Raw genomic sequence first — 22,726 nt, 5'->3', positions numbered from 1 at the left:
TCCTGTTCTAAATTAAAGAGTTGGAGCATGATGTCGTCCGAAAACTGCGCACAGTTTTCGGCATCATGCTCTAGAGTCGAAGTCAAACAGTCAGGAAACAGATTTGAAAAACGCCAGAAACAACGAGCTTTCCGATCGCCGCAGCGCCGCTGCCGAAGCCAAGGCGGCTCTCCTCAATGCGTATCGTAACGCCAAGGATTCAGCCGAACCCACAAGGCTGGCAAAGCAGGCGGAGCGTCAAGCCATTGCCGCGGCCAGGGAAGAACGTCGCGCTCAGCGAGAACGGGTCAAGCTCGAGGAACTGGAGCGGGCTCAGGCTGCAGAAGCCGAACGCCAGGCTGCCGCCGAGGCCGCAGCACGCGCCGATGCCGACGCGCGCGAAGCGGCTGACAAAGACCGGATCGCTCGCGTGATTGCCGATGAAGCCGCCCGAAAGGCCGAACGCGACCTGCGTTACGCCAATCGCAAAGCCAGAAAGTCCTGATCGTCAGCGCTGCCTGTTGTCGCAACAGGCAGCGCGTTGTCGTTCACGCGGCCTGCACGGCTGCATTCAGCGGAATTTCGACGTCGATCTCGAGCGTCGAGACGTACTCGTTGCGATCGATCGTCACCTGCACCTTGTCGTGGTCGAGCTGCACGTGCTTGGCGATCACCGCAAGGATTTCCTCGCGCAGCAGGGAGACCAGGTCCGACCCCGCCGAGGAACGTTCATGGGCGAGAAGGACCTGCAGCCGTTCGCGGGCGGCTGGTGCGGTTCTCTGCTTGTTGAAAAGACGGAAAATATTCATGCCGCCCTCCGTCCGAAGATCTTGCCGAAAATATTCCTCTTTTCCTCTGGGATCGCGATCGGCACCGTCTCGCCCGCAAGCCGGCGAGCGGCATCGAAATAGGCCATAGCAGCCGCGCTGCGGCTGTCTGCCAGCGTGACCGGCGCACCGATGTTGGATGCCCGCAGAACATCCATGCTTTCGGGTATGATACCGAGAAGCGGGATGGAAAGGATCTCCAGGACGTCGTCGACCTTGAGCATGTCGCCGCGTTCGGCGCGGTTGGCGTCGTAGCGGGTGAGCAGCAGGTGCTTTTCCATCCGCTCGCCACGTTCGGCCTTGGCGGTCTTGGCATCCAGCAGGCCGATGATGCGATCTGAATCGCGCACCGACGAGACCTCGGGATTGGTGACGACCACGGCAACATCGGCGTGGCGCATGGCAAGCGTTGCCCCACGCTCGATCCCGGCGGGGCTGTCGCAGATGATCCAGTCGAAATAACGCTTCAGGTCGTTGATGACGCGCTCGACGCCCTCGGCCGTCAGGTTGTCCTTGTCGCGCGTCTGCGAAGCCGGCAGCAGGAACAGCGTCTCCAGCCGCTTGTCGCGGATCAGCGCCTGGGTAAGCTTGGCGTCGCCCTGGATGACATTGATCAGGTCGTAGACGACCCTGCGTTCGGCGCCCATCACGAGGTCGAGATTGCGTAAGCCCACGTCGAAATCGACGACGACGACTTTTTCATTGCGTTGCGCCAGCGCCGCTCCCAACGCGGCGGTCGAGGTCGTCTTGCCAACCCCGCCCTTGCCTGACGTGACGACGATCACTTTCCCCATCATTGTCTCTCCTTTGCCGTGGCCCCAGTAATTCAAGGTGTTAAAGCGTCCTTTGCGGCTCCCGATGAGGCGCGCGGCGCTGTCGTCAGATCAGTTTCTCTGCCATGATCGCGTCGTCTTCGAGCCAGAGCTGAACCGCCTGTCCGCGAAGATTGGGCGCCATGTCTTCCGCCATTTTGTAGATGCCGTCGATTGCAACCAGTTCGGCCTCGAGCTTGCGGCAAAAGATCCGCGCCGATGCGTTTCCGATGGACCCCGCCATGGCTCGGCCACGCAAGGCGCCATAGATATGGACGGACCCGCCGGCGATGACCTCGGCACCCGAGGCGACCGAACCGATGACGGTGACGTCGCCTTCCGGAAAGATCACCGATTGCCCCGAGCGCACCGGCTCCCGGATGACGATCGATTGCATTGGCGGGCGGGTCTCCGCCACTGCCGGTTTGCCGGGCGGATCGGCAGGCTCCTTTGCCTGAACCTCGATATCGGAAACCGACCGACCGCCTTTGAGGGCGGGCGGCATGCCGGACCCGAGGATCGAAGGCCGAGCGCCCTCGATGCCCATGATGCTGACATTGCGCTTGGCAAGTTCGGCAATCAGGTCCTTCAACTGCGAGCGGTCGATTTGCAGGTCCGTCAGGTCGAGCACGACAGGCCGTCCGAGGAAGAAGCCGGCCGAACGCGCAGCCAGATCGTCCAGCCTGATCAACCAATCATCGATCGGAAGATCTGGAGACAGCATGACCGCGAGGAAAGAGCGGCCCTTGATGCGGATAGAGCGAGCGTCTGTTAGCACTTTGGTCATCTATGTGAAGAAATCGTTGACCATGTCTACCGCTGCTATGGTTAACAAAAAGTTAACGCGGCCCTAATATTACCCACAACCACAGGAGATTCTTCAGACACAGGATTGCCGCAAGCCATTGGAAAGGCCGTGCAATTTCGGGAAGAACGGAACGGTTAATAATGCGGCTTCGAACGTGAGCCGCAAATCTGCCGCTGCTTGGGCAGCGCTCAGCCTTCCGCCTTGCGTTGCGCGTTGGAAATGGCGCGTGCGGCCTCTTCAGACGAGTTGGCGAGCGTGCGCATCTCGGCGGCAAGCACCGCAAAGCCCGATCCGGCCGTGCCGGCGCGGGCGGCCTCGATGCCGGCATTGACGGCGAGCAGCTTCAGGTAGCGCAGCGATTGCAGGATTTCATTGGTCTTCGAGGCGGTGATGCGCATATCGGCGGTCTGGTCATCGATTCGCTGATAGAGCGATTCGATGTTGATGATGCTGCCTTCGAGATAGAGAAGCTCACCCTTCTCGTCCCAGATGCCGCCGCCCGTCTCGGTCACCCAGATGAGATGACCCATGGCATGGCGGAGCGGTACTCCATCGTCCAGTCCGTGCGCTTCTCCAGCGCCCGTCCGACGATCTCGTCCATCAGAGGCACGTCTTCCTCGTACATGATCGAGGTGAAGGTCCGCGTGCGGTTGCCGATGATTTCGTCGACGGGATAACCGAAGATGCGCTCGATGCCGTTGGTCATCTCCAGCATCGTGTAGTTTTCATCGGCACGGCAGCGATAGAGAAAACCACTCATGCGCCCGAGAATGCTCGTTTGAAAATCCATGAAGGCCACATCCGAAGAGAAGAGTTGCAGATGGATTTATGTCGTCTCATTTAAAAAGGCGCACGTCACAATGCCGGAAGAGAGCATGAATACCCTCCTCCGGCAATGCAGGTCCGCCTCATCAGTTGCGCAGATATTCCTCCATGGAATCGTCGAGCGCCTCGACCCAGGGCGTGTGGTGCGTCGGCGACATATTGCCGGTCATCAGCGATCGATAGGCATGATCGCGGAAGCCCATGATGTTGTGGGCCTTGTGATGCTCCCACTCCATGAAGGTCTGGTTGGTCCCCTCGATGTCAAAGCTCGGATAATCGGTTTCGGCAAGCAGTTCCTTCACATAGTCGCCCTGATACCAGATCATCTGCTCGGCATCTTCGAGCGTCTCCTCGCGGGCGCGCCACATGTCAAAATTGGCCTTCAGCTCCTCTTCAGGCGGCAGGGTGATGCGGCCCATCATCACGTCGCGCGCCCACCAGGCCTGCACATCGAACATGTTGAAGGTGTAGAACTGGTCCTGCATGCCGATATAGAAAAGCTGCGGGTTCTTGTCGAAGATCACCCCCTTGTAGAGGCTGTCAGCCCAGAGGCGGTTGGCCGTCTTCAGCCGGAGATCGTCGGGCAGGAAGGGGAAATGGTGCTGGTATCCGGTGCAGAGGATCACGGCATCGACCCCCTTGGTCGAGCCGTCGAGGAAATGCGCCGTGCGGTTTTCGAGCTTGGTCAGCAGCGGCCGCTCCTCGAAATTCTCCGGCCATTTGAAGCCCATCGGCTTCGAGCGGTAACTCGTGGTCACCGATTTCGCGCCGTATTTCCAGCATTGTGAGCCGATGTCCTCGGCCGAATAGCTGCGGCCGACGAGCAGGATGTCCTTGCCCTTGAACTCAAGCGCGTCGCGGAAGTCGTGGGCATGCAGCACGCGGCCGTTGAAGGTCTTCACACCCTCGAAATAGGGCACATTCGGCGTCGAGAAGTGACCTGATGCCACGACGACATAGTCGAACTCCTCGTCATACATCCGGTCCTCGACGCGGTTATGCGCCGTCACCGTGAATTTCTTCGTCTGATCGTCGAAACGGACCATGCGCACCGGCGTGCTGAAGCGCACCCAGTGGCGGACATTCGCCTTCTCGACGCGACCCTTGATGTAATCCCAGAGCACGGCGCGGGGCGGATAGGAAGCGATCGGTTTGCCGAAATGCTCCTCGAAGGAATAATCGGCGAATTCGAGGCATTCCTTCGGGCCGTTCGACCAGAGGTAACGATACATGCTGCCGTGGACCGGCTCGCCATATTCGTCGAGCCCGGTGCGCCAGGTATAGTTCCAGAGCCCACCCCAGTCCGACTGCTTTTCGAAGCAGACGATCTCCGGGATCTCGGCGCCCTTCTGGGCGGCCGATTGAAAGGCGCGCAGCTGCGCCAGTCCGGAAGGACCGGCACCGATGACGGCTACTCTAGTCATGAAGCATTCCCCTCTTGATTATATCGCATTGCCTGACGCATCGCTGCGCCTCAGTCCGGATAGATGCCGGGGCTGGTCGGCGCCCCGTCGTCATATTTGGAAAGCCAGTCGATCGTCGTCTCACGGAAGCGGGTGAGGCCCTTGTAGTCGATGAGCTCAGGCGGCAGCGTCTTCAGCACGCGCGGGAAGCGTCGCGCCCATTTCGGCACGGTGGCGAGCTCTTCCATGTTCATCAGGTAGCAGCGGATGACGAAAAGGATGGCGTTCGAGCGCGGCAGGCGCCACAGGCTCTGCAATTCGACGCGCAGATGCACCTTCTCGCCAACATTCTCCGGCGTCACCGTGGTGCGGTCAGGACCCCATTTGTGATAATTCTCCGGGCTGGTGTCGAGCCGCGGATTGATCGTCATCGTCCAGTTGAAGCGCCGTGTCGGCTTGCCCTGCTGCAGGTTCAACAGGAATTTCAGCGCCCTGTCGAAGACGCCGATCTGGTGGGCGAGCGGCACCGGTCCGTGCCATTCCATGAAGTTCATGCCGATATCGAAATCGAGCGACCAGTCGGCCTGCGTCGTCACCATGCCGGCATCCATCCAGAGATTGCCGTCGCGTTGGTCGACGATGCAGAAGTCGCCCTGGGCCTGGCGGGTGATATATTCGAAGGGCTCATAGGGCAGCGTCGAGGCATCGCCAAAGGTGAAGCTGTCGTCGATGCCGAGCGGGCGGTTGATCCAGCGCCACTGGTCGCCGTTGCGGATCAGGGTGAAATGGTCTGGGTAACCCGCCGCCTGCTCTTCCATCAAAAGTTCGAGCGTATCCCATTGCGCGCTCATCATGTGCGGCAGCGCCTGGTAGCGCAGCGGATCTTCCTTCAGGACCAGCGCCCGGTCGTGCATCTCGGCGACATAATGCTCGTCGACGTCGATCAGGCTTTCGTAGACGGTTCCCGCCCGGCCGTGCACATGCGGCTCCATGTTGACCGAATACATGTATTCGTCGCGGTCGAAGGGAAACGGGAAACGCCGGATGTTTTCGGGGCTGTTCCGATAGCTGAAATCGTTCCGGAAGGTTTCCTGCTTGAAGACGATTGCCATGTCCGGTCTCCTTGTTCCGCTTCCGATGCCGCTAGAGATCAAGATGCAGCGTGTTTCCCTCGAAGCGGGAAACGCAGATCATCACCTTGCGGCCGGATGCTTTTTCTTCGTTCGTCAGATAGACGTCATGGTGCAGCAGCTTGCCGTCGCAGGTGACGACCCCGGTCTCGCATTGACCGCAGGCGCCGCCGCGACAGAGGAAGGGCGCGTCGACGCCCGCCGCCTCGATCGCCTCCAGCATGCTTTCGTGATGACCGACCTTCACGGTCTTGCCGGACCGCAGGAGTTCGATCGCGAAGGGCTTGCCGGGCAGCGACGACAGGAACCGTTCCGAATGCAGGTTCTGCTCCGGCCAGCCGGCGTCCAGCCCCGTTTTCAGCACGCCGTCGATCATCCCGGATGGGCCGCAGACATAGAGATGCGTGCCGAGCGGCTGGCTGTCGAGCAGGCGCGGCAGGGGGATGGCGCCACCTTCGGCGTCGCAATAGATCTTGATGCGATGTCTGCCATAGCGCTCGACGAGTTGCTGCCAATAGGCGCCGCGGTCGCGCGTGCGGATGGCGTAATGCAGCTCGAAATTGGCGCCCTCGCGGGAAAATTGCTCCATCATCGCGATGAAGGGGGTAATGCCGATGCCGCCGGCGATCAGAAGGTGCTTGCGCCCGCGCCAGTCCGGCTGGAACAGGTTGACGGGATAGCTGACCTTGAGCTCGTCGCCTTCGCTGAGCTTCTCATGCATGAAGGTGGAGCCGCCGCGCGAATCCTCGACGTGCAGCACGCTGATTTCATAGGCTGCGCAATCATGCGGCGGCGACATCAGCGAATAAGCATTGCGGCGCATATGGCCGCCATCGTTCATCAAAACGATGACGTGGGCGCCGCCGGAGAAATAAGGCATCGGCTTGCCGTCAAGGCGCTCGAAACGGAAGCGCTTGACGCGCTCGGCGATCGGCGTGATCCGCGTCACGCGGACAGGAATTTCAGTACCACCGCTCAAAGGAACAACTCCTCCGGATCAGGCGCGCTACCCGGTTCTTCCGCATCGATATTGACGCCCTGGAAGGCGGCGAGCCGGCGCGAATAATGGTCGCGCACCAGAAGCGGCAGCCCGCAATGGCTACAGGTGAAAGGGCTGGTGGTGACGTCGTCGGTGATGCCCTTGCAATGGACGCATTGCACACGCCGGGCCAGCGAGCCGCGATGCTCGGTGATGACGGAGGCATGGTCCATGCCGTAATCGAGCGCCACCAGCATTGCCTGGCCGATGAAACCTTCCGTGCCCGACAGATAAAGCCGCGTGCCCATGTGGGCGGTGGCGAGCGAACCCTTCAATCGGAAGAGCAGCGTGGCAATCGTCGGCGCCGTGAAGAACATGTCGGCGCCGAGGCGGGCCAGCGCCTCGTCCAGGCCGGTACCCTGCGAGCCGCGGGCGACATAGAGGATCTCGCTGCGGGAAAGAGCCGTTTCGTCCAGCCCCGGCTGCTGATCGAGCAGAGCCTTGGCGCCCTCCCCTTCGAGCGCGAAAATGTGCCGCCGGGCGCGCGGCTGGATGGTCAGGCCCGTGTAGACTGGTCGGCTCTTGATGCCTGCAACGAGCATTTGCGTGCTCCTTAACCTACGGCAATCCTCTTCTTCTTCTCCGGATCGTCGAAAGGAAGCGTGTGGGCGGTGGCGCCTGCCTTCACGGTCTTGCCGCGGACCTCGAGTTTCGTCCCATGCACCGCCTTGTCAACGTCCAGACGGGCAATCGCCATGGATTTCTTCGTCAGCGATGAATAGCTCGGGCAGGTAATGACGCCGACCTTTTTGCCGTCGGCAAAGACTTGGTCGCCAAGATCGGCCGGTCCGTCGGCATCGATCAGCATGCCGAAGATCTTGAAGCGTTCCTTGCCTTTGAGGCGGGCATGTTCCTCGGCGCCGCGGAAGCCCGTCTTGCCGGGGCTGACGGTGAAGTCCAGGCCGAGTTCCCAGAGGCTGTCGCCGGGCGGCTGATCGGCGAAGGGATACATCTGCGAATTGTCGTAGGGGTAGAAGAGCAGGTAGCTTTCGACCCGCAGCATGTCGAGAACCGAGAAGCAGCAGGGGATGATGCCCATCTCCTTGCCTTCCTCGACGATCCGGTCCCAGACCATGACGGCGTCCTGGCCGCGCACGAAGATCTCGTAGCCGCGCTCGCCGGTATAGCCGGTGCGCGAGATCATCACCGGTGCGCCGAACAGTGTCGTCTGCATATGATGGAAATATTTGAGGTCGCGGATGCCGGGGACATATTTGGCGAGATAATCGACCGCGATCGGCCCCTGCAGCGACAGGTCATGCAGGTCGTCGTCGAAGAGCACCGCGCAATTGCGGCCTGCCGCCTGCTTGACGAGTTCCTCGTGGCCGGAGCCGGAGCCATGCACCAGCATCCAGGAATTCGGGCCGGTGCGATAGACGATGCAGTCGTCGGTAAAGTGGCCGCGCTCGTTCAGCATGGTCGCGTAGACCGACCGGCCGGGGTAAATCTTCGTCAGGTCGCGGGTGGTGATGGAGTCAAGCGCGGCGATGGCGTGCGGGCCGACCAGGTGCACCTTCTTCAGGCCCGAGACATCCATGATGCCGGCCTTGGTGCGGACGGCGACATGTTCTTCCGACATGTCCTTGTCGTAGGTCCAGGCGGTGCCCATGCCGCTCCAGTCCTCGAGCTTCGATCCCAGAGCGCGATGCCGATCCGCCAAGACGGAGAAACGCCATGATAAAGCCATTGTCCGTTCCCTTTTGTTTCCTCTACGGAATATTTATTTCCTGACTATATAAGTCTTTCGCGCCGTGGCAACCCCGCCCGGCATGCATTTCCCAAACTTTTGACGGCGCTTGCTGCAACCTTAACCATCTGAACAACGGATGCGGCTACGTTTTTGCCGTCCCCCAAGCCGTCTCTAACCCATGCGTTCGGAGGCGTAGCTGCCGGGGCTTGCCGGGAAGACCACGGTGCGATTGCCGTTGATGAAAGTACGGTGATGGATATGGGCGTGGATGGCACGGGCCAGCACCTGGCTTTCGACGTCGCGGCCGATCGAGACATAGTCGTCGGGCGACTGCGCATGGGTGATGCGCGCCGTGTCCTGCTCGATGATCGGGCCTTCGTCGAGATCGGCGGTGACGTAATGCGCGGTTGCCCCGATCAGCTTAACGCCGCGGCCGTAGGCCTGTTTGTAAGGGTTTGCGCCCTTGAAGCTCGGCAGGAAGGAATGGTGGATATTGATGATCTTCCCGGACATTTTCTGGCACATCTCGTCCGAGAGGATCTGCATGTAACGCGCGAGCACGATCAGTTCGGTGCCGGTCTGCTCGGCCACTTCCATGATGCGGGCCTCGGCCTGCACCTTGTTGGCCTTGGTGACCGGAATATGGTGGAAGGGGATGTCGTGATTGACCACGACCTTCTGGTAATCGAAATGGTTGGAGACGACGCCGACGATGTCGATCGGCAGCGCGCCGATCTTCCAGCGATAAAGCAGGTCGTTGAGGCAATGGCCGAAGCGCGACACCATCAGCAGCACCTTCATGCGCTTCTCGCTGTCGTGAAAATCGTAATCCATTTCGAAAGGAGCGGCGACGGCTGCAAAACCGGTGTCGATATCGGCGCCCGAAAGACCCTCTTCCGAAATGAAGCTGACGCGCATGAAGAACTTGCCGGTATCGAGATCGTCGAACTGCGAGCTGTCGATGATGTTGCAGCCCTTGTCGGCCAGATAGCTCGAAATCGCCGCCACGATGCCGCGCGTCGACTTGCAGGATACGGTGAGTACGAAGTTCTTCATGCTGTCACTTTCTTCGCCATATCAAGTGCAGGGGACCCGATCACGCCGGAGCCTGTTCGCCCCGGCGCGTCAGTGATTGGAGGCGTCCAGCCACTCAGATGTCGAGCGTACTGTCGCGTTCCCACTGGGTGAAATGCGAGCAGTAGGCATTCCATTCCTGGTGCTTGAGCTTGAGATAGGCGGCGGAAAACTCAGCCCCGATCGCTTGCTTCAATCCCTCGTCGGCATCATAGGCACGCAGCGCGTCGAGCAGGTTGAGCGGCAGACGCGGCGCGTCCTTCACCAGATGCCCCTCGGCATACATGTCGATATCGTAATGCCGGCCGGGATCGGCCTGGCTGCGGATGCCGTCAAGGCCGGCCGCGATGATGATCGCCTGCAGCAGATACGGGTTGACCGCACCGTCCGGCAGGCGCAGCTCGAAACGTCCCGGTCCCGGCACGCGCACCATGTGGGTGCGGTTGTTGCCCGTCCAGGTGACCGTGTTCGGCGACCAGGTCGCGCCCGATGTGGTGCGCGGCGCGTTGATGCGCTTGTAGGAATTGACCGTCGGATTGGTGATCGCGGCCAACGCGGAGGCGTGTTTCATGATGCCGCCGAGGAAGGTCTTACCCTGAGCGGAGAGCCCAAAGGCCATTTCCTTGTCCGCGAAGGCGTTGACCTTGCCATCGATGTCCCAGACCGAGATATGGGCATGGCAGCCGTTTCCGGTCAGGCCTTTGAATGGCTTTGGCATGAAGGTGGCGCGAAGGCCGTGCTTTTCGGCGACCGACTTGACCATGAACTTGAAGAAGGAGTGCTTGTCGGCTGTCTGAAGCGCGTCGTCATATTCCCAGTTCATCTCGAACTGGCCGTTCGCGTCCTCGTGGTCGTTCTGATAGGGCTTCCAGCCGAGCTCGAGCATGTAGTCGCAGATCTCGGCGATGACATCATAGCGACGCATCACGGCCTGCTGATCGTAGCAGGGCTTTTCGGCTGTATCGAACTGGTCCGAAATCACCGAGCCGTCCGAGGAGATGAGAAAGAACTCGGGCTCTACGCCGGTTTTGACCCGGAGCCCTTCTTTCGCAGCTTCAGCGACCAGTCTTTTCAGCAGCACACGCGGTGCCTGTTCGACAGGCCGATCGTCCATGACGCAGTCGGCAGCAACCCATGCGACGTCTTTCTTCCAGGGTAGCTGGATGACGGAGGAAGCATCGGGAACCGCAAACAGGTCGGGATGGGCAGGCGTCAGATCGAGCCAGGTTGCAAAGCCCGCAAAGCCGGCGCCATCTTTCTGCATATCGGCGATGGCTTCTGCGGGGACCAGCTTGGCGCGTTGGCCGCCGAACAGGTCGGTATAGCTGATCATGAAATATTTGATGCCTTTGTCTCTGGCAAAAGCAGCAAGGTCCAGTGTCATTCTCGTTCCCCTTTGGATTTCTTGGAGACACTTTGGTTATGGATGCGAGGCGGCCGGGACGTTTGCCCGGCCGGTAGAAATCAGTAGCCTCCCTTGCCGGGATACCAGTTCGTGCCGGCGAGCGGGATCTGGGCCATGGCGGCGGCCTCCATCGTCAGCGCGCAAAGATCTTCCGGTTCCAGGTTATGCAGGTGGTTCTTGCCGCAGGCGCGCGCGATGGTCTGGGCTTCCAGCGTCATAACCTTCAGATAGTTGGCAAGACGGCGGCCAGCGGCGACCGGATCAAGCCGCTTCATCAGCTCCGGGTCCTGCGTCGTGATGCCAGCCGGGTCCTTGCCTTCGTGCCAGTCGTCATAGGCACCGGCCGTCGTGCCGAGCTTTTGGTATTCTTCTTCCCAGTGCGGATCGTTGTCGCCGATCGCAACAAGCGCCGCCGTGCCGATGGCAACGGCATCGGCGCCCAGCGCCAGTGCCTTGGCCACGTCGGCGCCCGAACGGATGCCGCCCGAGATGATCAGTTGCACCTTGCGATGCATGCCGAGATCCTGCAGCGCCTGGACAGCGGGGCGGATGCAGGCAAGCGTCGGCATGCCGACATTCTCGATGAAGACATCCTGTGTCGCGGCGGTTCCGCCCTGCATGCCGTCTAGCACCACCACGTCGGCACCGGCCTTCACGGCAAGCGCTGTATCGTAATAGGGACGCGCGCCGCCGACCTTCACATAGATCGGCTTTTCCCAGTCGGTGATCTCGCGCAGTTCCAGGATCTTGATTTCGAGGTCGTCCGGGCCGGTCCAATCCGGATGGCGGCAGGCCGAGCGCTGGTCGATGCCCTTCGGCAGATTGCGCATGTTGGCGACGCGATCGGAGATCTTCTGGCCGAGCAGCATGCCGCCGCCGCCGGGCTTTGCGCCCTGACCGACAACCACCTCGATCGCATCGGCGCGACGCAGGTCCTTGGGATTCATGCCGTATCGCGACGGCAGATACTGGTAGACCAGCGTCTGTGAATGGCCGCGCTCTTCATCGGTCATCCCGCCGTCGCCTGTCGTGGTGGAGGTTCCGGCAATCGTCGCGCCGCGTCCGAGCGCTTCCTTGGCATTGCCGGAGAGCGCGCCGAAGCTCATGCCGGCAATGGTGATCGGCGTCTTCAGGTGAATGGGTTTTTTGGCGAAGCGCGCGCCGAGGACGACTGACGTGTCGCACTTCTCGCGGTAACCTTCGAGCGGATAGCGCGAGATCGATGCGCCGAGAAACAGCAGGTCATCGAAATGCGGAACCTTCCGTTTGGTGCCGGCGCCACGGATGTCGTAAATGCCGGTCGCCGCAGCACGGCGGATTTCCGCCAGCGTGTAATCGTCGAAGGTCGCGGACTTGCGCGGCGGGGTATAGGGGTTGTGATAGCTCATGATGGTCCCTCGCCTTAATATGCGTCAGCGTTGTCGATATTGAAATTGTAAAGCTTGCGGGCGGAGCCGTAACGCTTGAATTCCTCGGGCCGCACTTCGGTCACGCCCGCCCTTTCGAGAAGTTCGGCCAGCTTCGTCAGATGCTCGGGACGCAGCTCCTTTTCGATGCAATCGGCACCCAGGCTCTTGACCGAACCGCGCACGAAGAGCTTCGCCTCGTAGAGCGAATCCCCAAGCGCGTCGCCGGCATCGCCGAGCACCACAAGATGGCCGGACTGGCCCATGAAGGCGGACATGTGGCCGATATTGCCATGAACGACGATGTCGATGCCCTTCATCGAGATGCCGCAGCGAGACGCCGCATTGCCCTTGATGACAAGGAGGCCGCCGCGCCCGGTTGCGCCGGCATACTGGCTGGCATCGCCCTCGATGACGACTGTGCCAGACATCATGTTTTCCGCAACACCCGGACCTGCCGAACCATGAACGGTGACGGTCCCGCCGTCGTTCATCCCGGCGCAATAATAGCCGACGGACCCCTTCACGTCGACCGTGACGGGTGCATCGATGCCGACGGCAACCGAATGGCTGCCGCGCGGGTTGACGACTTCGAAGGAAAGATCGTTCGAACCGTTCTGGATGTTGTGCAGGGCGCTGTTGAGTTCACGCAACGGCGTAGTGGCAAGATCAATGACAGGCATGTTTCGATAACCCTTGGAGAATGCGCATGAGGTGCCGGTCAAGCGACCTTCTGGTGATCCCAGAAATAGACGGTTGCAGGCTCCGGCTCCCAGACCCGGGCATTCTCGATGCCGGGCAGATTGACGAGCGCCCGGTATTCCGAACCGAATGCGACATACTGGTCCGTTTCGGCCATGACAGCGGGCTTGCAGGCAATCGCGTCGCGCACGACGCCGAAGCCGGACTTCGTGCCGACGACGAAGGTGAAGAAGCCGTCGAGGTCATCCACCGCGCCTTCCAGCGCCTGGCCGAGATTTTTGCCCTTGGCCATCTCTGCCGTCAGATAGGCGGCGGCGACCTCGGTGTCGTTTTCCGTTTCGAAGGTCATGCCTTCGCGCTTCAGCTCGCGGCGCAGATTGTTGTGGTTGGACAGCGAGCCATTATGCACCAGGCATTGGTCGGAGCCGGTGGAAAAAGGATGGGCGCCGAGCGTCGTGACGGCCGATTCCGTCGCCATGCGGGTATGGCCGATGCCGTGGGTGCCGGCCATTGAATTGACCGCGAAGCGGGAGACAACATCCTTCGGCAGGCCGGTTTCCTTATAGATCTCGATGGCGTCGCCGCTGCTCATGATGCGAACGTTCGGACGCAGTTCCGCAACGGCTGCCTTGCCCGCGTCGAGCAGGTCCCTCGCAAGCGTGATGACGGCATGCGTGCTCTTCACCTGGATGGCGACCCGTGCGCCAACCGCCTCGCCGAGTTCGGCCTCGAGGCCGGCGAAATCCTTCTTCGGATTGGCCGACTGGATGGTGATCTTGGCATTGCTGCCGCTGGCGTCGCCATAGATCGCGATCCCGGCGCTGTCCGGCCCCCGATCCGTCATCGTCACCAGCATGGAGGACAGCAGCGCGCCGAGCTCCGGTTCGAGACTTTTATCCTTGAGGAAGAGACCCACAATTCCGCACATGACGAGACCTCCGTTCGTGTTGAGAAAGGACTAGCAGGTCTGTTTTGAGTTTTCAACTCGGAAGAAAGATTTTTTCTTTTAAGGCAAGTCAGCCTTTGGAGATCTGCTGGGGATAGGTGATGATCGAGAGGTATTTGCTCGGCAGCTTCACCAGTTCCTCAGGCCCATGCGGCGCATCGGCATCGAAGAACAGGCTGTCGCCCGGCTGCATCTGGAAAAGCTGGTCGCCGTGACGGTAGACCACCTCGCCTTCGAGCATATAGAGAAACTCCATGCCCTCGTGCTGGAAGGTCGGGAAGATGTCGGAATCGGCCGTCAATGTGATGAGATAGGGCTCGACGATGACGCCGCTGGTATTGTTGTCGATATGGCCGAGCAGATTATATTGATGGCCGGCGCGCGTGCCGCGCCGTTCGAGCTCGATGCCTTGGCCTGCCTTGACGAAGACGGCATTGCGCGGTTCCTCGAAGCGGCGGAAAAACGCGGTCAGCGGCACGCCGAGCGCCCGTGATAGGGATTGCAGCGTCGTCAGTGACGGCGAGATGTTGCCGTTCTCGATCTTCGACAGCATACCGAGTGAAATGCCGGTGGCCGCCGCCAGATCGGTGACCGTGATGCCGAGTTTCTTGCGGTAGGCGCGCACCTCATGGCCGATCGCCATTTCGAGGTTGTTTTCCTTCGGCTCGCGGACGGCGTGCGGGTCCTGGGAAAAGGCTGTGCGTCCACCATGGGCCTGTTCCGGTTGTTCTGCCGCTTCACGCTTCAATTTCATGGGTTTTCCACTGCCGCCTTGTCTTTTGTCTGAAGGCAACCCTATCGTCATAGTGAAAATTTCTCAACCGTGAAGAAAACTATTCCCGCCGCGCCGCGCGCGGAGCGATGCCATAGACCGCGCGGAACATCCGGGAAAAATGGCTCAGACTGGAAAAACCGGTGGCCACCGCGATTTCCGAGACGGAAAGCGGGCTCTGTTTCAGCAGGCGATGGGCATGCTGCAGCCTGATCCTGCGGTACTGATCGAGGAAGGTGGTATTGAGCTGGGCAGCAAAGAGCCGGTCGAGATGGCGGGTGGTGACGCCGGCGATGCGCGCCATGGCGGCACGCTCGAGCGGCATCTCGATCGTCTCCTCCATCCGTTCGAGAACGCTGAGCAGGCCTGGATGATAGACGCCATAGCGCTCTGCCAGCGAGGCGCGCTGCGGGGCTGCGGGTTCGTTGACCTCGGTATGAAGATACCAGTCGCTGACGCGGCGGGCGAAATCCGGCCCCATGCGCTCGGCGATCAGCACGTGCATCATGTCGAGCGGTGCGATGCCGCCGCCGCAGGTAATCCTGTTGCCGTCGATCATGAAGCGCGCCTGACGCGGCGTGAGGTCCGGGAAGGCTTCGAGAAGGGCTGAGGCATGCTCCCAGTGGATGGTGAAGTCGCGGCCGCCAAGCAGTCCGGCGGCGGCCATCAGATACGGACCGCCCGAGATGCCGCCGATTCTTACACCTTCGCGCGACAGCTGCCTCAAACAGGAAAGGACGCCGGGATACCGCCAGTCCCGGGGCAAGCCGCCGGCGCAGACGAAGGCCGTTCCGAGCCCCGCGCCCCTGACGGGCAGAGGTTCGGCCGGGACGCTGACGCCCGAGGAGGAAAGCGCCGGTGCGCCATCCGGCGAGAAGATCTGCAGCCGATAGATCTCACGTCCCGCCAAGAGATTTGCCGCCCTGAGCGGTTCGGTCGCCGAGGCATAGGACATCAGAGCAAATCCCGGGATAAGGATGAAACCGATCGTCTGGGCATTTCTGCTATCAAGTGAGGACATGTCTCTTTCTTAGCTATTTATGTCCCTATCGTGCAAGTCTGCTGGCCTCTTTCTGGCATCATGCAGCTGTTCATTTCGGATTGACCCATGCGCTATTCCGCTCTTTCGATTTTCCTGAACGGCCTTCGCGGCAACAAAAGCTGGGCGCCTGCCTGGCGCGACCCGGCGCCGAAGCCGCATTACGACGTCATCATCGTCGGTGGCGGCGGCCATGGTCTTGCCACCGCCTATTATCTTGCCAAGGAATTCGGCGTCACCAATGTCGCCGTCCTCGAAAAGGGCTACCTCGGCTCCGGCAATATCGGCAGGAACACGACGATCATCCGCTCGAACTACCTGTTGCCGGGCAATAATCCCTTCTACGAGTTGTCGATGAAGCTGTGGGAAGGGCTGGAGCAAGACTTCAACTTCAACGCCATGGTCTCGCAGCGCGGCGTGCTCAACCTCTTCCATTCCGACGCGCAGCGCGACGCCTATACGCGCCGCGGCAACGCCATGCGGCTGCACGGCGTCGACGCCGAGCTTCTCGACCGGCAGGCGGTGCGCAAGAAATTGCCCTTCCTCGATTTCGACAATGCCCGTTTCCCGGTGATGGGCGGCCTGTTCCACCCGCGCGGCGGCACGGTGCGCCACGATGCGGTCGCCTGGGGTTATGCGCGCGGCGCCGATCAACGCGGTGTCGACATCATCACCCAGTGCGAGGTGACCGGCATCCGCAGCGAAAACGGCCAGGTGACCGGCGTCGAGACCAGCAAGGGCTTCATCGGTTGCGGCAAGCTGGCGCTTGCGGCCGCCGGCAATTCCACCGTCGTCGCCGATATGGCCGGCCTTCGCCTGCCGATCGAAAGCCATGTGCTGCAGGCCTTTGTTTCAGAGGGGCTGAAGCCGTTCATCGACACGGTCGTCACCTTCGGCGCCGGGCATTTCTACGTGTCCCAGTCGGACAAGGGCGGCCTGGTCTTCGGTGGCGATATCGACGGCTATAATTCCTATGCCCAGCGCGGCAATCTCGCTTCGGTCGAACATGTCGCCGAAGCCGGGCTGGCGATGATCCCTTCCTTGTCGCGCGTGCGTTATCTGCGATCCTGGGGCGGCGTCATGGATATGAGCATGGACGGCTCGCCGATCATCGATCGCACCCATATCGACAATCTCTATCTCAACGCCGGCTGGTGTTACGGCGGCTTCAAGGCGACACCCGCCTCCGGCTTCTGCTACGCCCATCTGATTGCCCGCAATGCGCCGCATCAGACCGCCCGCGCCTTCCGGCTCGACCGCTTCGCGCGCGGCTACCCGATCGACGAAAAGGGCGTCGGCGCCCAGCCCAATCTGCACTGAGGACATTTGACGATGGCAAGCCTGATTTCCTGTCCTCATTGCGGCGCCCGACCGAAGGAGGAATTTTCGATCCGCGGCGATGCGGGCCTTGCTCGGCCGGCGCCGGATGCCGGTGCGGAGGCGTGGTTCGATTATGTCTATCTGCGTGACAATCCGCGCGGCCGGCACAGCGAATACTGGCACCACTCTTCCGGATGCCGCCGCTGGCTGATCGTCGAACGCGATACCGTCACCCATGCGGTCTACGGCGTCAGGGATGCTGCCCTTTCCAAGCTCGGTGGAGAACCGGCATGACGAGCTTCCGTCTTTCCTCCGGCGGCCGCATCGATCGCACCACGTCGCTCGGCTTTACTTTCGACGGCAGGCCCCTTGAAGGCCATCAAGGCGACACGCTCGCCTCGGCGCTGCTTGCCAACGGCGTCCAGCTCGTCGGCCGCAGCTTCAAATATCACCGCCCGCGCGGCATCCTGACGGCGGGGGCTGCCGAACCGAACGCGCTGGTGACGACAGGCAACGGCGGGCGCACCGAACCGAATACGCGCGCGACGATGATCGAGCTTTACCAGGGGCTGACGGCAAAGAGCCAGAACCGCTGGCCTTCGCTCGGCTTCGATGTCGGCGCGGTCAACGGGCTGCTGTCGCCCTTCCTCAGCGCCGGCTTCTACTACAAGACCTTCATGTGGCCGGCGGCGCTTTGGGAAAAGCTCTACGAGCCGGTGATCCGCAAGGCGGCAGGCCTCGGCAGGGCCTCCTATCAGGCCGATCCGGATTCCTACGAGAAATGCTGGGCGCATTGCGATCTGCTGGTGATCGGCGCCGGCCCTGCCGGTCTTGCCGCAGCGTTGACCGCCGGCCGCGCCGGTGCGCGCGTCATCCTCGCCGACGAGGGACCCGAACTGGGCGGCAGCCTGCTTTCCGACAGCGGTTCTGTCGACGGCAAGCCGGCAGACGCGCTTCTCGGTGAGCTGCTTGCCGAGCTGGAGGGACTTCCGAATGTGCGGCGCCTGCCGCGGATGACGGTGTTCGGCTGGTACGACGACAATGTCTTCGGCGCCGTCGAACGGGTGCAGAAGCATGTGGCGACGCCCGATCCGGATCGTCCGGTCGAAAGATTGTGGCGCATCGTCGCCCGCCAGGCGATCCTTGCGACCGGCGCCGAAGAGCGGCCGCTCGTCTTTGGCGGCAACGATATTCCCGGTGTGATGATGGCGGGCGCCATGCGCAGCTATCTCAACCGGCAGGCGGTAGCACCTGGCAGAAGCACGGTCATCTTCACCACCAACGATGCCGGATATCGCACCGCTGCCGATCTTGAAGCCGCCGGCCTCGCGGTCGCGGCGATCGTCGACAGCCGCGGGGATGCGGCCACGAGTTGGCAGGGCCGCGCCGAGGTGCTGAAGGGCGCCAGGCTTATCGATGCGTTTGGCGGCAAGCGCCTGCGCGGCGTCAGCGTCGAGGCAGCAACCGGCACCCGTCGGATCGAAGCCGATGCGCTTGCCATGTCGGGCGGCTGGAGCCCGATCATTCATCTTGCCTGCCATCGCGGTGCAAAACCGCAATGGTCGGACGAGGCATCGGCGTTTCTGGCGCCTGTCCAGCAGCAAGGTCTGACCATTGCCGGCTCGGCCGCCGGCCTTGCGCAAACGGCGACCTGCCTCGGCGATGGCGCCGCAAAGGCAGCTGCCGCGTTGAAGACGATCGGCTTCGCGGCGGCGGAACCGGCCTTTACTATGGCCTCCGAGGCGGCTGCACAGGCAAAGCCGCTCTGGTCGGTCAAAGGCTCGAAGGGCAAGGCTTTCGTCGATTACCAGAACGACGTGCATCTCAAGGATTTGGGCCTCGCCGTCCGCGAAGGCTACGGCCATGTCGAGCTCGCCAAGCGTTACACCACATCAGGCATGGCGACCGACCAGGGCAAGCTTTCCAACATCAACGCCATCGGCATCCTTGCCGAGGCGCGCGGCGTGTCGCCCGCCGAAGTGGGAACGACGACCTTTCGGCCCTTCTACACGCCGGTTTCCTTCGGCGCCTTGACCGGGACATCGCGCGGCAAACATTTCCAGCCGGCGCGCAAATCGCCGCTGCATGGCTGGGCCGAGAAGAACGGCGCGGTCTTCGTCGAAACCGGCCTCTGGTACCGGTCCTCCTGGTTTCCGCGTGCCGGCGAGACGACATGGCGCGAAAGCGTCGACCGCGAGGTGCTGAACATCCGGAAAAATGCCGGCCTCTGCGACGTCTCGACCCTCGGCAAGATCGAGATTTTCGGGAAGGATGCCGCGACCTTCCTCGACCGCATCTATTGCAACGGCTTCGCCAAACTTGCTCTGGGCAAGGCGCGTTACGGCATCATGCTGCGCGAGGACGGCTTCATCTATGATGACGGCACCACCAGCCGGTTCAGTGACGAGCATTTCTTCATGACGACGACGACCGCACTTGCCGCCGGCGTGCTCACCCATCTCGAATTCTGCGCCCAGACGCTCTGGCCGGACCTCGACGTCTGCTTTGCCTCCTCGACCGATCAATGGGCGCAGATGGCCGTTGCCGGGCCGAAGTCGCGCGCCATTCTCGAGGAGATCGTCGACGAGGACTTGTCGGATGCGGCCTTCCCCTTCATGAGCGCCCGCAAGGTCTCCCTCTTCGGCGGCCGCCTCGAAGGCCGGCTCTTCCGGATCTCCTTCTCCGGCGAACTCGCCTACGAGCTTGCAGTACCGGCCGGCTACGGCGAAGGTGTCGCCGATGCGATCATGGCGGCGGGCGAGAAACATGGCATCTGCGCCTATGGCGCCGAAGCGCTCGGCGTCATGCGCATCGAAAAGGGTCATGTCACCCATGCTGAGATCAACGGCACGGTAACGCCCGGCGATCTCGGCTTCGGCCGCATGGTTTCATCCACCAAGCCGGATTTCATCGGCAAGGCAATGCTGGCGCGCGAAGGACTGCAGGACCCTGAGCGGCCGCGCCTCGTCGGCGTCAAGCCGCTCGATCCGGCAAGCGGTTTCCGCACCGGCTCGCATATTCTTGCCGACGGCGTTGCGGCGACGCTCGAAAACGACCAGGGCTACGTGACATCAAGCGCCTTTTCGCCGGGGCTCGGCCATATGATCGGCCTGGCGCTCGTCAGGCGTGGGCCGGAGCGCATCGGTGAAAAGGTGACGGTCTGGAACGGCCTGCGCAACGAATTCACCGATGCGGTGCTCTGCCATCCCGTCTTCATCGATCCTGAAAACGAGAAGCTCCATGCCTGATCTTCCGCAGCACAAACCGGTTCTGGCCGGCACGGCATATAACAGCATCTCAGGGGCAGGCGTCCGGCTGGAAGCCTTGCCGGAGGGCCATCTCATGCATGTGCTCGGCGCAATCGAGCCAACCGCGCTCGCTGCGGAATTGCTGAAAGCAGGCTTTGCGAAAACTTCGATCCGCAAGGCGGGTTTCCGGCAATGGTTCGTCGCCGGCGACGAGCCGCTTGTCCCTGCCAACCTCGATGCTCTCGCGGCAGCGCTTGCGGGAAAGGCCTTCGTCATGGACCAGAGCCACGGGCGCGTGCGGATCGGCGTTTCCGGCCGTTCTTCGCGGGCGCTTCTCTCAAGGGGGACCGCCGTCGATCTCGATCCTTCCGTCTTCCCGGACGGCCATTCGGCGATGACGATGGTCGGTCATCTCTCTGTGCAGATCGTCCGCACCGGCAAAGACAGCTTCGAGCTTACGGTTCTGCGCAGTTTTGCCGAAAGCCTCTGGGACGATCTCACCCATATGGCGGCGAGCGCTGAAAAGGATAGCGTCTGACAGAGCATGATGCCGAAAAGTGTGAGCGGTTTTCGGATGACATCATGCTCTAACTATAGAATGTAGACCAGGAAGATTTTGGGCCGGCCCGGCCTAAAATCTTCCTGTTCTAGAGGCAGGTTTCGATCGTTTTTAAGCTGTATGCAGCGCGGCGGCACCGACCCATTCGGGGCGCTCCGCGCCTTGCAGCTCTTCCACCGCATCGGCGGCAAAGCTCGGCACGACACCGGTCCAAAGCAGTGCGCCGTCGGGATTGGAATGACCGTCGCCCTCGAGCTTGTAGATGCTTTCGACGATATACTGGCCGTCATTGTTCAGGCCCTTGATCTCGGAAATCTCGATCACCCGGCGCCGGCCGGTGCGCTTGAAGCGGGCGATCTGCACGACGACGTCGACTGCCGAGGCGATCTGGGCGCGCAGCGGCCGAAGCGGCATGTCGATATCAGACATCAGCGCCAGCGTTTCCAGCCGGTGCAGGGAGTCATAGGGCGTGTTCGCGTGCACCGTCGAAAGGCTGCCGCTGTGGCCCGACGTCATCGCCTGAATCATATCGAGCGCCTCGCCGCCGCGGCACTCGCCGACGATGATCCGGTCGGGCCGCATGCGCAGCGACGAGCGGAACAGGTCGCGGATGCTGGCGCCGCCGCGACCGAAACGGTCGGGTTTCGTCACTTCGAGATAGACCACGTGTTCCTTGCGGATCTGCAGTTCGGACGTGTCCTCGATGACGATGACGCGCTCGTGGTCGGCAAAGGCTTCCGACAGCGCGTTCAGCATCGTCGTCTTGCCGGTGCCGGTGCCGCCGGAGATGATGACATTCTTCTGCAGCCCGACGGCCGCCTGCAGCAGCGACAGCGATTCCTCCGTCAGGCTGCCCTGGGTGACGAGGTCGCGGATGCTGCGATGTTCTTTCAGGAAGCGGCGAATGGAGATGCAGAGCCCGGTGCGGGCGGCCGGCGGCTGGATCATCTGCACGCGCGAACCATCCGGCAGACGGGCCTCGATGCTCGGCTCCTCGGGCGTCAGCCGCTTGCCTGAGAATTGCGCGATGCTGCGCGCGGCCGATTCCAGGTCCTCGCGACTGGCAAAACGCGTATCGGCGCGTTCGAGCTTGCCTCGCCTTTCGACGAAGATGTCGGATGTCCCGTTGATCAGGATTTCGGACACGCTCGGATCGTCGAGGAGAAAACGGATCGGCCCGAGCAGTTTGTCCAGCGCCCGGGTCAGGACCTGGAAGGTTGCCTGTTCGGCAGCGTCGTCGGAAACGGCTTTCATCAGAGCGGCATCCCGACCAGGACCGTGCTCATGCCGAACAGTGTCGCCATCATCTGAACCGCGGTCGGAAAGAACATCATCAGTGGAATGAGGACCAATCCAAGTATCAAGATGCTGCTCATCGTTTCCATCGTTCTCTCTCTCCGGATCGACTGGCGGGCGATACCCACCATTTGACGAAAGCTTAATCCAGATCGTCAAACAACGCCATGGCCGGCCCTCGCGCAGGCAGTCATTGTGATCGCCACATGCCGTTTCTTCTATCGCTTTGAAAGAATTGACCAATTATGGAGCCGTAGACGAGGCCCTGCAAGGTTGACAAAAACTTCGGCCATTCAGCTAAAACCTTAGCCTGTTCAAGCGGTTAGTTGAAAAAACATGACGTCAACTGCGATTGTGCCGGCGATGCCTCCAAGACAATTGGAACCCTTCGTTTCGTTTGCTTGACGGAGGGCTGGCCTTGGGCGCACTCTTGGGTCTTAATGGTG

At 61.6% G+C, this 22,726-nt stretch carries 22 protein-coding genes and 1 pseudogene; 5 read left to right on the top strand and 18 right to left on the bottom strand.

Features of this window, described 5'->3' with window-relative positions:
- Positions 1–103: 103 nt before the first annotated feature.
- Positions 104–484 (top strand): DUF6481 family protein, encoded by a 381-nt coding sequence (locus C3Y91_RS08330; RefSeq protein WP_018071673.1) that lies wholly within the window; start codon positions 104–106, stop codon positions 482–484.
- A 43-nt stretch (positions 485–527) separates the two neighbouring features.
- On the opposite strand, the gene minE is transcribed toward C3Y91_RS08330, so the two are convergent.
- The 16 genes and pseudogenes from minE to C3Y91_RS08250 all read right to left on the bottom strand — a co-directional run bounded on the left by minE (position 528) and on the right by C3Y91_RS08250 (position 15,839).
- Positions 528–788, bottom strand: a complete 261-nt coding sequence (gene minE, locus C3Y91_RS08325; protein ID WP_003574994.1) for a cell division topological specificity factor MinE — start codon at positions 786–788, stop codon at positions 528–530.
- The gene (gene minD / locus C3Y91_RS08320; protein WP_018448670.1) at positions 785–1,600 is read right to left on the bottom strand and encodes a septum site-determining protein MinD; all 816 of its coding nucleotides are present in this window, start codon (positions 1,598–1,600) and stop codon (positions 785–787) included. Before minD ends, minE begins: the two co-directional genes overlap by 4 nt.
- An 85-nt stretch (positions 1,601–1,685) precedes the next feature.
- Complete coding sequence (minC, locus tag C3Y91_RS08315) at positions 1,686–2,405, bottom strand: septum site-determining protein MinC (protein WP_018071671.1); 720 nt, start codon at positions 2,403–2,405, stop codon at positions 1,686–1,688.
- Positions 2,406–2,614: 209 nt separating this feature from the next.
- Positions 2,615–3,216 (bottom strand): annotated as a pseudogene (locus C3Y91_RS38395) (PAS domain-containing protein).
- Between the two features lie 121 nt (positions 3,217–3,337).
- On the bottom strand, positions 3,338–4,675 hold the full coding sequence (locus tag C3Y91_RS08305) for a trimethylamine monooxygenase (RefSeq protein WP_130683304.1): 1,338 nt from the start codon (positions 4,673–4,675) through the stop codon (positions 3,338–3,340).
- Between the two features lie 50 nt (positions 4,676–4,725).
- Positions 4,726–5,766 carry a heme-dependent oxidative N-demethylase family protein gene (locus C3Y91_RS08300; protein ID WP_075224573.1) on the bottom strand — a complete coding sequence of 347 codons (1,041 nt, stop codon included), beginning with the start codon at positions 5,764–5,766 and terminating at the stop codon, positions 4,726–4,728.
- Positions 5,767–5,797: 31 nt separating this feature from the next.
- Positions 5,798–6,763, bottom strand: a complete 966-nt coding sequence (locus C3Y91_RS08295) for a PDR/VanB family oxidoreductase (protein WP_024321769.1) — start codon at positions 6,761–6,763, stop codon at positions 5,798–5,800.
- Positions 6,760–7,365 carry a dimethylamine monooxygenase subunit DmmA family protein gene (locus C3Y91_RS08290; RefSeq protein ID WP_075224575.1) on the bottom strand — a complete coding sequence of 202 codons (606 nt, stop codon included), beginning with the start codon at positions 7,363–7,365 and terminating at the stop codon, positions 6,760–6,762. Before C3Y91_RS08290 ends, C3Y91_RS08295 begins: the two co-directional genes overlap by 4 nt.
- Positions 7,366–7,376: 11 nt before the next feature.
- Complete coding sequence (locus C3Y91_RS08285) at positions 7,377–8,510, bottom strand: aminomethyl transferase family protein (RefSeq protein ID WP_168575235.1); 1,134 nt, start codon at positions 8,508–8,510, stop codon at positions 7,377–7,379.
- A 174-nt stretch (positions 8,511–8,684) separates the two neighbouring features.
- Positions 8,685–9,569 carry a formyltetrahydrofolate deformylase gene (gene purU / locus C3Y91_RS08280; protein WP_003548134.1) on the bottom strand — a complete coding sequence of 295 codons (885 nt, stop codon included), beginning with the start codon at positions 9,567–9,569 and terminating at the stop codon, positions 8,685–8,687.
- Positions 9,570–9,663: 94 nt separating this feature from the next.
- Positions 9,664–10,971, bottom strand: a complete 1,308-nt coding sequence (gene glnT, locus C3Y91_RS08275; RefSeq protein ID WP_018071665.1) for a type III glutamate--ammonia ligase — start codon at positions 10,969–10,971, stop codon at positions 9,664–9,666.
- 80 nt (positions 10,972–11,051) lie between these two features.
- Positions 11,052–12,380: an FMN-binding glutamate synthase family protein gene (locus C3Y91_RS08270; RefSeq protein ID WP_027690125.1), complete on the bottom strand. Its 1,329-nt coding sequence runs from the start codon at positions 12,378–12,380 to the stop codon at positions 11,052–11,054.
- Between the two features lie 14 nt (positions 12,381–12,394).
- Positions 12,395–13,081 carry a GltB/FmdC/FwdC-like GXGXG domain-containing protein gene (locus C3Y91_RS08265; protein WP_026170875.1) on the bottom strand — a complete coding sequence of 229 codons (687 nt, stop codon included), beginning with the start codon at positions 13,079–13,081 and terminating at the stop codon, positions 12,395–12,397.
- A 38-nt stretch (positions 13,082–13,119) separates the two neighbouring features.
- Positions 13,120–14,028, bottom strand: a complete 909-nt coding sequence (locus C3Y91_RS08260) for a class II glutamine amidotransferase (protein ID WP_018071663.1) — start codon at positions 14,026–14,028, stop codon at positions 13,120–13,122.
- A gap of 88 nt (positions 14,029–14,116) precedes the next feature.
- Positions 14,117–14,800 (bottom strand): helix-turn-helix domain-containing protein, encoded by a 684-nt coding sequence (locus C3Y91_RS08255; protein ID WP_130706828.1) that lies wholly within the window; start codon positions 14,798–14,800, stop codon positions 14,117–14,119.
- A 79-nt stretch (positions 14,801–14,879) separates the two neighbouring features.
- Entirely contained in the window at positions 14,880–15,839 is a 960-nt protein-coding gene (locus C3Y91_RS08250; protein WP_018071661.1) for a GlxA family transcriptional regulator, read from the bottom strand.
- An 87-nt stretch (positions 15,840–15,926) separates the two neighbouring features.
- On the opposite strand from C3Y91_RS08250, the gene C3Y91_RS08245 reads away from it, so the two are divergent.
- Genes C3Y91_RS08245 through C3Y91_RS08230 form a run of 4 tightly spaced genes read left to right on the top strand, consistent with a single transcriptional unit; the run spans position 15,927 to position 20,963 of the window.
- Entirely contained in the window at positions 15,927–17,177 is a 1,251-nt protein-coding gene (locus tag C3Y91_RS08245; RefSeq protein WP_130663525.1) for a sarcosine oxidase subunit beta family protein, read from the top strand.
- 12 nt (positions 17,178–17,189) lie between these two features.
- A complete protein-coding gene (locus C3Y91_RS08240; protein ID WP_018071659.1) occupies positions 17,190–17,471 on the top strand; it encodes a sarcosine oxidase subunit delta in 282 nt (93 codons plus the stop codon).
- Positions 17,468–20,425, top strand: coding sequence for a sarcosine oxidase subunit alpha family protein (locus C3Y91_RS08235; protein ID WP_168575234.1), 2,958 nt, complete (start codon positions 17,468–17,470; stop codon positions 20,423–20,425). The genes C3Y91_RS08240 and C3Y91_RS08235 overlap by 4 nt, the downstream gene beginning before the upstream one ends.
- Positions 20,418–20,963, top strand: a complete 546-nt coding sequence (locus tag C3Y91_RS08230) for a sarcosine oxidase subunit gamma (protein WP_130764167.1) — start codon at positions 20,418–20,420, stop codon at positions 20,961–20,963. The genes C3Y91_RS08235 and C3Y91_RS08230 overlap by 8 nt, the downstream gene beginning before the upstream one ends.
- Before the next feature lie 132 nt (positions 20,964–21,095).
- Here the strand turns inward: C3Y91_RS08230 and C3Y91_RS08225 are convergent, their stop codons facing one another.
- Positions 21,096–22,238 (bottom strand): TadA family conjugal transfer-associated ATPase, encoded by a 1,143-nt coding sequence (locus C3Y91_RS08225; protein ID WP_032982691.1) that lies wholly within the window; start codon positions 22,236–22,238, stop codon positions 21,096–21,098.
- The gene (locus C3Y91_RS38860) at positions 22,238–22,360 is read right to left on the bottom strand and encodes a hypothetical protein (RefSeq protein ID WP_260060310.1); all 123 of its coding nucleotides are present in this window, start codon (positions 22,358–22,360) and stop codon (positions 22,238–22,240) included. Before C3Y91_RS38860 ends, C3Y91_RS08225 begins: the two co-directional genes overlap by 1 nt.
- Positions 22,361–22,726: the final 366 nt, after the last annotated feature.

The sequence above is a fragment of the Rhizobium ruizarguesonis genome, assembly GCF_012349115.1.
Lineage (GTDB): Bacteria > Pseudomonadota > Alphaproteobacteria > Rhizobiales > Rhizobiaceae > Rhizobium > Rhizobium ruizarguesonis.
This window is presented reverse-complemented; position numbering and strand designations above follow the sequence as displayed.

Excerpts from the sequence above, each read along its gene's own strand:
- C3Y91_RS08285 (WP_168575235.1), bottom strand. The coding sequence starts at position 8,510 with ATGGCTTTATCATGGCGTTTCTCCGTCTTGGCGGATCGGCATCGCGCT.
- C3Y91_RS08260 (WP_018071663.1), bottom strand. The coding sequence starts at position 14,028 with ATGTGCGGAATTGTGGGTCTCTTCCTCAAGGATAAAAGTCTCGAACCG.
- C3Y91_RS08235 (WP_168575234.1), top strand. The coding sequence starts at position 17,468 with ATGACGAGCTTCCGTCTTTCCTCCGGCGGCCGCATCGATCGCACCACG.
- minE (WP_003574994.1), bottom strand. The coding sequence starts at position 788 with ATGAATATTTTCCGTCTTTTCAACAAGCAGAGAACCGCACCAGCCGCC.
- C3Y91_RS08245 (WP_130663525.1), top strand. The coding sequence starts at position 15,927 with ATGCGCTATTCCGCTCTTTCGATTTTCCTGAACGGCCTTCGCGGCAAC.
- minC (WP_018071671.1), bottom strand. The coding sequence starts at position 2,405 with ATGACCAAAGTGCTAACAGACGCTCGCTCTATCCGCATCAAGGGCCGC.
- C3Y91_RS08270 (WP_027690125.1), bottom strand. The coding sequence starts at position 12,380 with ATGAGCTATCACAACCCCTATACCCCGCCGCGCAAGTCCGCGACCTTC.
- C3Y91_RS08290 (WP_075224575.1), bottom strand. The coding sequence starts at position 7,365 with ATGCTCGTTGCAGGCATCAAGAGCCGACCAGTCTACACGGGCCTGACC.
- purU (WP_003548134.1), bottom strand. The coding sequence starts at position 9,569 with ATGAAGAACTTCGTACTCACCGTATCCTGCAAGTCGACGCGCGGCATC.
- C3Y91_RS08265 (WP_026170875.1), bottom strand. The coding sequence starts at position 13,081 with ATGCCTGTCATTGATCTTGCCACTACGCCGTTGCGTGAACTCAACAGC.
- C3Y91_RS08255 (WP_130706828.1), bottom strand. The coding sequence starts at position 14,800 with ATGAAATTGAAGCGTGAAGCGGCAGAACAACCGGAACAGGCCCATGGT.
- C3Y91_RS08305 (WP_130683304.1), bottom strand. The coding sequence starts at position 4,675 with ATGACTAGAGTAGCCGTCATCGGTGCCGGTCCTTCCGGACTGGCGCAG.
- minD (WP_018448670.1), bottom strand. The coding sequence starts at position 1,600 with ATGGGGAAAGTGATCGTCGTCACGTCAGGCAAGGGCGGGGTTGGCAAG.
- C3Y91_RS08240 (WP_018071659.1), top strand. The coding sequence starts at position 17,190 with ATGGCAAGCCTGATTTCCTGTCCTCATTGCGGCGCCCGACCGAAGGAG.
- C3Y91_RS08250 (WP_018071661.1), bottom strand. The coding sequence starts at position 15,839 with ATGTCCTCACTTGATAGCAGAAATGCCCAGACGATCGGTTTCATCCTT.
- C3Y91_RS08300 (WP_075224573.1), bottom strand. The coding sequence starts at position 5,766 with ATGGCAATCGTCTTCAAGCAGGAAACCTTCCGGAACGATTTCAGCTAT.
- glnT (WP_018071665.1), bottom strand. The coding sequence starts at position 10,971 with ATGACACTGGACCTTGCTGCTTTTGCCAGAGACAAAGGCATCAAATAT.
- C3Y91_RS08225 (WP_032982691.1), bottom strand. The coding sequence starts at position 22,238 with ATGAAAGCCGTTTCCGACGACGCTGCCGAACAGGCAACCTTCCAGGTC.
- C3Y91_RS08230 (WP_130764167.1), top strand. The coding sequence starts at position 20,418 with ATGCCTGATCTTCCGCAGCACAAACCGGTTCTGGCCGGCACGGCATAT.
- C3Y91_RS38860 (WP_260060310.1), bottom strand. The coding sequence starts at position 22,360 with ATGAGCAGCATCTTGATACTTGGATTGGTCCTCATTCCACTGATGATG.